The sequence below is a fragment of the Lysinibacillus sp. A1 genome (genome assembly GCF_000801965.1).
In the GTDB taxonomy this organism is placed as follows: Bacteria; Bacillota; Bacilli; order Bacillales_A; family Planococcaceae; genus Lysinibacillus; species Lysinibacillus fusiformis.
On the sequence record NZ_JSZM01000012.1, the window covers coordinates 164,621 to 176,341 of the forward strand.

Below are 11,721 nucleotides of genomic sequence, written 5' to 3' on the forward strand. Positions count from 1 at the left end.
ATATTACACTGTGTAATATGTCTTTTTCTATGTCTATAGTATAATAATTCATTAAAGAAATGGATGTGGACGGAGGCTTACATATGCTTGTAGATTTTAGAGTAAACAATTGTCTAAGCTATAAAGAGGATACATTATTTTCAATGGTAGCGGGAAGTCGTCTGAGAAAATGGAAGGATACCCATACCATGCAATTGGATGATTCACTGCGTGTAGTGAAAAGTGCATTTATTTTTGGGCCAAATGGAAGTGGTAAATCTAATCTTTTTACCTCAATTAAGGTTTTGCGTTCCTTACTTTTTAACTTTGAGAATTTAAACAATATTAAACAATTACGTCTACCTTATCAACCATTTAAGCTCGGAAGTCAGCAGGGCAAACCAACAGAATTTATGATTTCCTTATTTTTGGACGGAGCTTTGTATGATTATGAAATTCAGTACAATGCTTCCTTAGTTTTATATGAGCGCCTTCACAAGACAACTAATAATTTGAAGGAAGAGCTTTTTGTCCGACGTTGGGATGGTGTGGACTATTCGTATGACACGGCTCATTCGACGGCACAGGAATTAACAAAATATACACGTAATAATACAGCCTTTTTATCAGTGCTCCATGTTTTTAATGATTCAGATGCGTTAAAGGTATTCGATTGGTTTTTACATAAAATCCTGTTTCTCGATGAAGCGAATCGGTTATCAAGTCATCCCCTTATTCGTAAACTTGAAGAAGAGCCTTTTAAAAAAGAGGTCATCAAACTTCTTAAAATTGCTGATTTTTCGATTCAAGATGTCACAGCAAGACGTGTGGAACGCAGAGAAAAAAATACCATTGGCTACGAATTTGACACACCTGAGATCATTCAAGAAGTTGATATCGATCTGCATTATTTATCATTCGATGAAGCAGGTGCCCCCATCGGGACAGAGACGATCAATTGGACGATGGATTCAAAAGGTACTGTGCGCATGTTGCATTTAGCTTGTGTGATGGTAGATGCTTATAATAAAGGAAAAACTATTTTTATTGATGAATTTGATACAGCTTTTCATGTGTCAATTTGTGAATTTCTAATGGCAATCATGAATAGTAAACGCAATACGAGTAATCAATTTGTCGTGACAAGTCATGAAATAGAATTATTGGATCAGCCATTGCGGTCCGATCAAATTTGGTTTGTTAATAAAACCTATAAAAATGAATCCGAGCTTTATTCTTTATTTGATTTTGCAGACCTGCAAAAAAAGCGTGGCGACCTTTCATATGCAAAACGTTATTTAAAAGGAGAATTTGGCGCAACACCCGTTATTAATGAATATTTATCTGGACAATATTTAGATGAAGCGGAGGTATCTGAGCAGTGAGAGTACGTCAACAAGGAAACCGAACACTGCGGAAAACTATTTTAATTTATTGTGAAGGTGAAACGGAACGTATTTATTTTGAGCAGCTACGTATTTTGAAGCGCTCTAAAATGGTGAGTGTGAAAATAAAAAACGTTAAACGTTCTGCAATTAAACTTGCTCAACATGCTTATCGGGATTCAAGTTATCAATATTTTGACGAGGTGTGGATTGTTTTTGATAAGGATGATTTAACAGAAAATCAATTGGAGGAAGTAAATCAATTTTGTGGGGAAAAAGGGATTCATATTGCTTATTCAAATGAAGCTTTTGAATTGTGGTTACTTTTGCATTTTGAAGAGGTGGAAAGCTCGGAAAAATATCCACGAGCTGTCTTAAATGACAAAATGGAACAACATCTTGGCGTGAGTCGATATTTCCGTCATAAGGCTGATGAGTCTATTATTGCCCCTATTGCATTACGACATGAGGTAGCGATTAAAAATTGTACGGACATGATGGCTCTTCGTAGTACGGAGAGCCGTGACAACCCCTACTGTAACATACATGAAATGATACGATACATATTTTAAAATTGGTAGGTTCTTTATGTTAATAGGGAGCGTACTTTTTACTTTAGCGGAGATAGATTGTTAAATAAATGCATGTTTATTCCAAACTAACATATAGTGTCTATTGAGCGAAATCAGTAATAGTATGAAAGGGGATTGCGTGGATAAGCCAAATTCGAATCAACGCAAAAATATAGAGGATAATGCCAAGGATCAGCAACTGGAGCCATTTCGTGTTGAGAATGAAGGCACAAAAATGACTACGAATCAGGGTCTTAGAGTGTCGAACGATGAGGATTCCTTAAAAGCAGGAGTCCGTGGTCCGACAATTATGGAGGATTTTCACCTTCGAGAAAAAATTACACATTTTGACCACGAACGAATTCCAGAAAGAGTTGTGCATGCCAGAGGTTTTGCGGCGCATGGTGAATTTGAATTATATGAGTCAATGAGAGAGTATACGAAGGCGAAATTTTTGCAAGACCCGAAAAAGAAAACACCAGTGTTTGTTAGATTTTCGACAGTGGTAGGTAGTTTAGGCTCGATGGACACAGCTCGTGATGTACGGGGGTTTGCAACTAAATTTTACACGGATGAAGGAAATTATGATTTAGTAGGCAATAATATTCCAGTCTTTTTTATTCAGGATGCTATTAAGTTTCCAGATTTAATTCATGCTGTAAAGCCAGAGCCACATAATGAGATGCCTCAAGCAGCCTCTGCCCATGATACGTTTTGGGATTTCGTTGCGAACAATCAGGAGATAGCACATATGATTATGTGGCATATGTCTGATCGAACAATACCTAGAAGCTTCCGTATGATGGAAGGTTTCGGGGTGCATACATTCCGTTTTGTTAATGACAGAGGACGATCGAGATTTGTGAAGTTTCATTGGAAGCCTGTACTAGGTGTGCATTCACTAGTTTGGGATGAAGCACAGATAATTGCAGGGAAAGACACAGATTTTCAGCGACGGGATTTATGGGAGGCCATCGAAATTGGAGATTATCCAGAGTTTGAGTTAGGGGTGCAAATACTTGAACCAGAAGACGAATTTAAATTCGATTTTGATATTTTAGATGCCACTAAGCTTTGGCCAGAAGAACTAATACCCGTAAAGAAAATTGGAAAAATGACCTTAAATCGTAATGTGGATAATGTATTTGCTGAAACGGAGCAAGTTGCCTTCCACCCAGGGAATGTTGTACCAGGCATTGATTTTACTAATGATCCACTGTTACAAGGTCGACTCTTCTCCTATTTAGATACACAGTTAATTCGTCTCGGGGGACCAAACTTTGGGGAAATCCCTATTAATCGCCCTCTTTGTCCTGTGCATAATAATCAACGTAATGGGTTTAGTCGACAGGCAATTAATCTAGGGAGAGTAAGCTATCATAAAAATTCATTGGCCAATAATACGCCTGCAACATCTACTGCAAGGGAAGGGGGATACGTTCATTATGAAGAAAAGGTTGAAGGGCGAATCACTAGAGCACGTAGTAAATCCTTTGACGATCACTTTTCGCAAGCTAGGCTTTTTTGGAACAGTATGTCCCCACCTGAAAAACAGCATATTATAGATGCTTTTAGCTTTGAAGTTGGAAAAGTAAAAAGTAAATCGGTGCGACAACAAGTTGTGGATATGTTTGTTCGTGTGGATAAAGCAATGGCTACAACTGTTGCTGAAAATGTTGGTGTCAACCCTCCTACTGGGGAACAGTCCAAGGTAACAGCCTCTTCACCTGCACTTAGTCAAGCCAATACCATTAAATTGCCTTATACGCTTAAGGTAGGTGTTTTAATTGGTGATGGATTCGATGCCAATGAGGTAGGAGAAGTATTGAAATATTTAACAAGGCAAGGTGTGCGCTATAGCATTATTTCTGATCGACTAGGTGTTGTGACAGGGAATAATGGAGTTCAATTAACGGCAACCGACACATTTATTACAACCGATGCCGTTTTATTTGACTCGTTATATGTGGTAGGGGTAAAGGCAAGTAATCAAGCTAAATTTAATACACAGATCGTGAATTATATTAATGAGGCATATCGCCATTATAAACCTATTGGGTTTGCTGTTACAGGTACAACGTTTTTCAATATGTCAAATGCGAATGTAGGACCAGGCATTGTTTTAGCGACTGGTAATAAGGATTTTGCTAAAAAATTTGTAGGCGCGATCGCACAACAAAGATTTTGGCAACGCAATATTTATTAAGCAAAGGAAATATAAACGTATAAGGCTCAGACTGTGGACAAAAGCTATCGAGAAGTTCTTTCTCTCGGTGGCTTTTGTTATTTTCATATTTTAAGCTTTTGGAATTGTTCTACTTGGTGGCCATTTCTTTAAATGAGCCGGTTCCTTTTCTAAAAGAACCCTCTCTATGACATCCCTGATAATATTGCATTCAATTTTTCCAAATGATAAGGTGTTACATGAGGTGAGAAATATGGAAAATTTTGATATAGCGATTATTGGCGCAGGGCCAGGAGGTTATGTAGCGGCCATTCATGCGGCGAAAAATGGCAAAAGGGTTGCATTGATTGAACGAGATAAATTAGGAGGAGCCTGCTATAATGTCGGCTGCATTCCATCTAAAATTTTATTGGAGCATAGTAAACTAGTACAGGTAATCAATAAAGGAAATAACTGGGGAATCGAATCGGACAATTTGCGAATAAATTTTCCTCGATTGATGCAAAGAAAAGATACAATTATTCAAGAGCTACTAACAAATATTGAGCACTATATCATCAACAACGATATAACTTTATATCGTGGTGAAGCTACATTAACTAAAGACTTGTTGATAACGGTTGGAAATGAAACTTTGACAGCGACGGATATTATATTGGCAACAGGCAGTCATCCATTTGTCCCGCCATTTGAAGGTTTAGAGACTGCTACCTACTATACAACAGATACATTTTTCAATCTTCAAGAGCTACCAGCACAGTTAACGATTATTGGTGGTGGTGTCATTGCAGTAGAAATGGCCTTTAGTTTAGCACCTCTAGGAACGAAAATTACAATGCTTAATCATAGTGAGGATATTTTACAAACGGAAGAACCAGAGTCAAGACCTCTTATTCGAGAAAAGATGAAGAAACTAGGTATTAAACTTGTAACAGATTTCCAATTCGAAAAATTTGAAGGCCATACTATTCATACAACTAAAGGAACATATACATATGAAAATCTTCTATTTGCCACAGGGCGTCGTCCTAATACAGAGATCGCTCAGCATTTAGGGTTAGCATTTGAAGGACGTTTAATTGCCGTCAATGAGCATTTACAGACGAGTAAGCCCCATCTTTATGCAATTGGTGATTTGGTTGGTGGTTATCAGCTAGCACATTCAGCAAGTGCAGAAGGAATCTATGCTGTAGATTATATTGTGGGTAATCAACCAGCATCAATTGACCAAGCATCTATCCCACGTTGTGTCTATACACATCCTGAGATTGCCACATTTGGTTTACTAGAAGAACAGGTAAAAGTGCCTTACACGATGACAAAAATGCCTTTAAAGACAAATCCAAAAGGTTTAATGGAAGGGAATACAGAAGGCTTTGTGAAGCTAATTACAGAAGAGGGTAGTGGTCAAATTCTAGGTGCTTGTGTTGTAGGAGATGGTGCAACAGAAATGCTGAATGCGATATTGGTGGCAAAAAATGCAGGTGGTACAGCTCTTTCATTAGCACAAATGATTTTCCCACATCCGACTGTATGTGAGCATATTGGAGATGCAGCCAAGGCGGTTTTTGGAAAAGCCATTCACCAATAAAAAAGCTATTGACTTTAAAGGAATATATGTTAGATTAATTTTATAAGAATACTTGGTTTTAAAGTTGACTAGGCATCTAGAGGCTTCTATTTTACAAGGCGGTTTCCGTTTGATTGTAAAATAGGAGCTTTTTTAATGGCTAAAAAAAATAAAAGGAGTGGGGAAATGACAAAAGCAGTAATTATTAATGGAAGTAACTCGAAAAGCTCTAGAGTTACGGCAATTCATGAAAAGGTTGTAAATCATCTAATGGCACAAGGAGTAGAAGTTCATTCTAATTATGTTCATGAGCTACCAGCAAAAGATTTAATGACAGCCAATTTTGGGAGTGAAAGTATCCAGCTAGAGAATAAATGGGTCGAGGAAGCACAAATAGTGATCATTTTAACCCCAATATACAAAGCATCCTTTACAGGGATATTGAAGACTTATTTAGATGTACTACCCCAGAAAGCTCTGCATGACAAGGTCATACTACCTATTGCTGTCGGAGGTTCTATTGGACATTTATTAGCATTAGAGTATGCTTTAAAGCCCGTTTTAGCTGTACTCGGGGCAACCACAATATCACACTCAGTTTATATTGTGGATAAACAAATTATTCGTCTGGATGAAGGAGGCTTTGCCATAGAAGAAGAAGCAATCAACAGATTGGAAGCAGAGCTAAAGCAATTGCAACGAGTATTAATTGCTAATTAAATATGATAAAAGCGCATTATAGGGGCATCCTATAATGCGCTTTCTTTTAATTTACTTCAAGATCTTCTTCTGTTTCTACCGGTGCTGTAGAAAGATATAAGAAAGCCTCATCTTGTAAAAGCATTAATTTTTCTTCACAAATCCCATGCGATAATGGTCCTGAAAAAATAGACTCCCACCATGTCGTTGTTGTCATTCATCTACGCCCCCGTTTTAATTAATATGTAGTTGTATATTTCCCGAGATAAAAAAACTAAAACATTTTACATACTCAAATTTCATCCTCCCTGATGTAGAAAGAGGATTTTTCCCTCCTGATGTTGTATCGTATAGACAATGATAGTTTGTTTCGAAATGAAAAAACTATGTATGCCATTTTTGAAAAGGGGTGCTTTATTGATGAATTTTACGTCTCAAGATGTGGAAAATATGATAACAGAGCAGCGTCAATTTTATTTTTCTCGTGCCACTAAAAGTGTCAAGTTTCGAAAAGAGCAATTAAAAAAACTAAAGAAATCCATTTTGAAATATGAAAAGGAAATACTGAACGCCTTATACTTAGACCTTCGGAAAAGTGAGTTTGAAGCTTATGCAACTGAAATTGGCATTGTCTTAGATAGTATTTCGCATATGGTGAAGCATGTGGAAGAATGGATGGAGCCAGAAGCTGTCAAAACACCTATTCAATATCAGATGGGTAAGAGCTTTATTGTTCATGAACCATATGGTGTTACATTAATAATTGGACCATTCAATTACCCATTTCAATTGGTTATGGAACCATTGGTAGGTGCTATTGTTGGCGGTAATACAGCTATTGTCAAACCGTCAGAAACATCTGTACACACTGCAGCCATCGTAAAAAAAGTAATTGAAGAAACATTTCACCCGTCCTATGTACGTGTAGTGGAAGGGGAAAAAGATGAAGTTACTGCCTTAATCCATGCTTCCTTTGATTACATCTTTTTTACAGGAAGTGTTGCAGTCGGCAAAGTGGTAGCTAAGGCAGCAGCAGAACGATTAACTCCTATTGCTTTAGAACTTGGAGGGAAAAGTCCAGCTATTGTCGATCAAACAGCGAACCTAGAAGTTGCAGCGAAGCGGATTGTATGGGGTAAATTTACAAATACTGGGCAAACATGTGTGGCACCAGATTATTTACTTGTTCACAAAGATGTGTATGATCGCTTTATGAAAATTTTAAAAGAAACGATACGTTCTTTTTATGGGAAGAACCCATTAAAAAGCCCTGATTATGGACGGATCGTGAATCTTAGACAGTTTGATCGTTTACAGCAAATTATTAAGGAAGAGCGAGATGCTATAACATTTGGCGGGCGGATAGATCGAGATGATTTATATATCGAACCAACAATCATCGAATATGTAAAGTGGACAAGTCCATCGATGCAGGAAGAGCTTTTTGGTCCTATCCTACCTGTTATGATGTATAACGATTTACCACTAGCTATCCATCAAATTCGCCAATTGCCGAAACCACTAGCGGCATATTTCTTTTCAGAGCATGAAAAAGCGACTCAATACTTTTTGGAGGAATTGCCATTCGGTGGAGGATGTATTAATGATACTATTACACATGTTGGTAACTTACATCTACCATTTGGAGGTGTTGGTCCTTCAGGTGTGAAAGCCTATCATGGTAAAGCGAGCTTTGAAAACTTTACACATTCAAAATCCATTTTAAAGAAATCTTCTAAGCTTGAGACTAATGTACTTTTTCCACCCTATAATCAAAAGGTGAAAATTGTACGCTCTATTATGAAATAGTAAAATGGGGGTATCTTTTTTCAAAATGAAGATACCCTCATTCAAAAAACCCCTCCTTTGTATAGAAAAATGTTCCCAAAAATCCCATCCTAGTCGTGTCGAAAAATGCCGATTCGTGATTATTTATGAAAATTTCGAAGAAAACGTGTTTTTTGTTCAAATGTAAGCGTTTTCGTTAAAAAAACAGCACAGAGACATTTTATTTATCACGAAATAAGTAGTAAAATAAGTTCAATAGATCGTGGGGGGATTCATTTTGTCGTTTTTTGTCGAATAATCAAAAATGATGACGTGAGTGTAGAGATTGATTGGAGGACTATGAAATGTATGCAGAGGAATTGTTAAGTGCATTACCTTTGAAAAAAATAATTGGCATGTTGCCAGACCAAGTAACTGATATCGTAGTGGATTCAAGAAGTGTACAGCCAAATAGTATGTTTGTTTGTATTAAAGGTTATACAGTGGATGGACATGATTATGCTCAAAAGGCTGTAGATGGCGGGGCTACGATTGTTGTAACGGAGCGAGAATTACCGCTAGGTGAGACTATTGCTCAAGTAATTGTGAAAGACACGGACCGTGCAGTAGGCTTATTAGCTGCTAAGTTTTTTGATTATCCTTCCAAAGATATAGCGATGATCGGGGTAACGGGAACGAATGGTAAAACATCTGTGACGGGCATTATTCAAAATATCATGCATGGTATGGGTGAAAAATCTGCCCTATCTGGCACAATTGGCTTTAATTTAAATGGAATTCTATATGAATCTGCCAATACAACGAGTGATGCGTTATCGACGCAACAAATGATTTTTAGAGCAAAAATGGAAGGCTGTCGTTTAATGACGATGGAGGTTTCATCCCATGGCTTAGCACTTGGACGTTTAGCAGGTGTTGACTATGATGTTGCTATTTTTACAAATCTAACGCACGATCATCTTGATTTCCATGGTACGATGGAGGAATATGGCCATGCTAAAGGTTTATTATTCTCCCAGCTTGGACAAGATTTAGAAAAAAATAAATTTGTTGTGCTAAATGCAGATGATGCGTGGTCAGAGCGATACGCAGCTATGACACCATTTCCAGTGTGGACATATGGTTTAAAAAATGAAACAGCAGATTTCCGTGCCATTAACTGTGAATATCACGATTATATGACATCCTTTGATGTGGAGATGTCAGAAGGAATTTATCGTGTGAAAATGAATTTATTAGGTGAATTTAACATTTATAATGTGCTAGCAGCGATGGTGGCATTTTATGGTCGTGGTTATACTATGGAAGCCATTATTGAGCAAATCGAGCAACTCCCACCAGTTAAAGGTCGTATGGAAAAAGTATGCTCTGATCTACCTGTTCAAATGTTTGTTGATTATGCACATACACCTGATGCTATTGAAAAAGCAATTGAAGCAGCACAACCATATAAAAAGGGTAAACTTATTTTCTTAGTTGGGACAGGTGGTAACCGCGATAAATCAAAACGTCCTGCAATGGCTGAGAAGGCGTCGGCAGCAGAGTATGTCATTCTGACAACAGATGACCCACGCTATGAGGACTATAATAGTATTACAGGTGATTTGGCCAAAGGGATGTTACATGACAATTTTGCTTGCATTGGGGATCGTGCAGAGGCAGTCCGACATGCCATTGAGGTTGCTGAACCAGGCGATATGATCATTTTTGCTGGTAAAGGCCATGAGGATTATCAAATTATTGAAAATACAAAATTTCCACATAGTGATGCAGAAATAGCAATAGAAGCTGGCCGATTGAAATTTGTTTGATGGAATATAAGATCCTAGGAAACCCTTTTAGATAGTACTAAAGGGTTTTCTTTTTGGCGATTTCATGTAAAAAGGTTGTACGAAAGGCAAGTCTTCTTTTATTATTATTAAGTATGAAAAAAGGAGAATGACGAGATGAATTCAAATTTAGAAAAAGATATACAATCGCGTCGTACTTTTGCCATTATCAGTCACCCTGATGCTGGGAAAACGACGATTACAGAAAAGCTTTTACTTTTTGGTGGCGCCATTCGTGACGCAGGAACAGTAAAAGGGAAAAAAACAGGTAAGTTTGCAACATCTGACTGGATGGAAATCGAAAAGCAGCGTGGTATCTCCGTAACTTCTTCCGTGATGCAGTTTGACTATAATGGCTCACGTGTAAACATCTTGGATACCCCTGGGCACCAAGACTTCTCAGAAGATACGTATCGTACACTAATGGCAGTAGATAGTGCTGTCATGGTAGTGGATGCCGCTAAAGGGATCGAGGCACAAACATTAAAGCTATTTAAGGTTTGTAAAATGCGCGGTATTCCGATTTTCACTTTTATTAATAAATTAGACCGTCAAGGGAAAGAGCCGCTTGAGCTAATTGAAGAGCTTGAGGAAGTACTAGGAATTAATGCGTATCCAATGAACTGGCCGATTGGTATGGGGAAAGAGTTTCTTGGTATTTATGATCGTTACAATAAGCGTATTGAGCAGTTCCGTACGGATGAGACAGAGCGCTTTCTACCAATAGATGAAAATGGTGAACTTGCTGTAGAACATCCAATGAAAGTCACTTCTTATTATTCTCAAGCAATGGACGATATTTTACTACTAGACGAGGCTGGTAATGAATATTCGGAGGAAAAAATTCGTCGTGGCGAATTAACACCAGTGTTCTTTGGTTCAGCTTTAACAAACTTTGGGGTACAAACATTCCTAGAAACTTACTTACAATTTGCACCAATACCACAGCCTAGAATTACGGAAGATGAGCAGTTTATTGATCCGCTTGAACAAGAAGAATTTTCAGGATTCATATTCAAAATTCAAGCTAATATGAATCCTGCACACCGTGACCGTATTGCCTTTGTACGTATTGTTTCTGGTAAATTTGAGCGTGGCATGAATATGACATTGTCTCGTACAGGCAAATCCTTTAAAGTTACGCAATCTACACAATTCCTAGCTGATGATCGTGAGACTGTAGATGAAGCTGTTGCTGGAGATATTATCGGGTTATATGACACGGGGACTTATCAAATTGGAGACACAGTTGTGGGTGGTAAGAAAACATTCCAATTTGAAAAATTACCACAGTTTACACCAGAATTATTTGTCCGTGTCACGGCTAAAAATGTAATGAAATCGAAGCAATTCCATAAAGGTATTTTACAATTAGTACAGGAAGGTGCTATTCAATATTATAAAACACTGCACACAGAAGAAGTCATTCTTGGAGCAGTGGGTCAACTGCAATTTGAAGTATTCGAACATCGTATGAAAAATGAATACAATGTGGAAGTAAGAATGGAGCCAATTGGTTCAAAAATTGCACGTTGGATTGAAAATGAAGAGGATGTTAAGGAGTCCATGTCCTCTGGTCGTTCAATGCTGGTGAAAGACCGTTTTGACAACCTTGTGTTCTTATTCGAAAATGAATTTGCCATGCGTTGGTTTAACGATAAAAATGAGAACATTAAACTTTATAGCCTTCTTTAATAGTCAAACACGAATCGAC

The 11,721-nt window shown here is 37.7% G+C and carries 9 protein-coding genes; 8 read left to right on the forward strand and 1 reads right to left on the reverse strand.

What is annotated here, in order from left to right:
• Nucleotides 1-83 precede the first annotated feature (83 nt).
• The 5 genes from PI85_RS10350 to ssuE all read left to right on the forward strand — a co-directional run bounded on the left by PI85_RS10350 (nt 84) and on the right by ssuE (nt 6,411).
• The gene (locus tag PI85_RS10350) at nt 84-1,364 is read left to right on the forward strand and encodes an ATP/GTP-binding protein (RefSeq protein WP_036123477.1); all 1,281 of its coding nucleotides are present in this window, start codon (nt 84-86) and stop codon (nt 1,362-1,364) included.
• On the forward strand, nt 1,361-1,936 hold the full coding sequence (locus PI85_RS10355) for an RloB family protein (RefSeq protein WP_036123481.1): 576 nt from the start codon (nt 1,361-1,363) through the stop codon (nt 1,934-1,936). The genes PI85_RS10350 and PI85_RS10355 overlap by 4 nt, the downstream gene beginning before the upstream one ends.
• A 124-nt stretch (nt 1,937-2,060) precedes the next feature.
• Entirely contained in the window at nt 2,061-4,142 is a 2,082-nt protein-coding gene (locus PI85_RS10360) for a catalase (protein WP_036123484.1), read from the forward strand.
• A 232-nt stretch (nt 4,143-4,374) separates the two neighbouring features.
• Nucleotides 4,375-5,712, forward strand: coding sequence for a dihydrolipoyl dehydrogenase (gene lpdA / locus PI85_RS10365; protein ID WP_036123486.1), 1,338 nt, complete (start codon nt 4,375-4,377; stop codon nt 5,710-5,712).
• Between the two features lie 165 nt (nt 5,713-5,877).
• Nucleotides 5,878-6,411 (forward strand): NADPH-dependent FMN reductase, encoded by a 534-nt coding sequence (ssuE, locus tag PI85_RS10370; protein ID WP_036127653.1) that lies wholly within the window; start codon nt 5,878-5,880, stop codon nt 6,409-6,411.
• 46 nt (nt 6,412-6,457) lie between these two features.
• Here the strand turns inward: ssuE and PI85_RS24670 are convergent, their stop codons facing one another.
• Nucleotides 6,458-6,607, reverse strand: coding sequence for a hypothetical protein (locus PI85_RS24670; protein ID WP_196244078.1), 150 nt, complete (start codon nt 6,605-6,607; stop codon nt 6,458-6,460).
• Nucleotides 6,608-6,810: 203 nt separating this feature from the next.
• Between PI85_RS24670 and PI85_RS10375 the strand changes: the two genes are divergently transcribed.
• The 3 genes from PI85_RS10375 to PI85_RS10385 all read left to right on the forward strand — a co-directional run bounded on the left by PI85_RS10375 (nt 6,811) and on the right by PI85_RS10385 (nt 11,702).
• The gene (locus PI85_RS10375; RefSeq protein ID WP_036123489.1) at nt 6,811-8,199 is read left to right on the forward strand and encodes an aldehyde dehydrogenase; all 1,389 of its coding nucleotides are present in this window, start codon (nt 6,811-6,813) and stop codon (nt 8,197-8,199) included.
• A gap of 323 nt (nt 8,200-8,522) precedes the next feature.
• A complete protein-coding gene (locus PI85_RS10380; protein ID WP_036123491.1) occupies nt 8,523-9,989 on the forward strand; it encodes a UDP-N-acetylmuramoyl-L-alanyl-D-glutamate--2,6-diaminopimelate ligase in 1,467 nt (488 codons plus the stop codon).
• A 135-nt stretch (nt 9,990-10,124) separates the two neighbouring features.
• The gene (locus tag PI85_RS10385; RefSeq protein ID WP_008174169.1) at nt 10,125-11,702 is read left to right on the forward strand and encodes a peptide chain release factor 3; all 1,578 of its coding nucleotides are present in this window, start codon (nt 10,125-10,127) and stop codon (nt 11,700-11,702) included.
• Nucleotides 11,703-11,721: the final 19 nt, after the last annotated feature.

Excerpts from the sequence above, each read along its gene's own strand:
- PI85_RS10350 (WP_036123477.1), top strand. The coding sequence starts at position 84 with ATGCTTGTAGATTTTAGAGTAAACAATTGTCTAAGCTATAAAGAGGAT.
- PI85_RS10360 (WP_036123484.1), top strand. The coding sequence starts at position 2,061 with ATGAAAGGGGATTGCGTGGATAAGCCAAATTCGAATCAACGCAAAAAT.
- lpdA (WP_036123486.1), top strand. The coding sequence starts at position 4,375 with ATGGAAAATTTTGATATAGCGATTATTGGCGCAGGGCCAGGAGGTTAT.
- ssuE (WP_036127653.1), top strand. The coding sequence starts at position 5,878 with ATGACAAAAGCAGTAATTATTAATGGAAGTAACTCGAAAAGCTCTAGA.
- PI85_RS24670 (WP_196244078.1), bottom strand. The coding sequence starts at position 6,607 with ATGACAACAACGACATGGTGGGAGTCTATTTTTTCAGGACCATTATCG.
- PI85_RS10375 (WP_036123489.1), top strand. The coding sequence starts at position 6,811 with ATGAATTTTACGTCTCAAGATGTGGAAAATATGATAACAGAGCAGCGT.
- PI85_RS10380 (WP_036123491.1), top strand. The coding sequence starts at position 8,523 with ATGTATGCAGAGGAATTGTTAAGTGCATTACCTTTGAAAAAAATAATT.
- PI85_RS10385 (WP_008174169.1), top strand. The coding sequence starts at position 10,125 with ATGAATTCAAATTTAGAAAAAGATATACAATCGCGTCGTACTTTTGCC.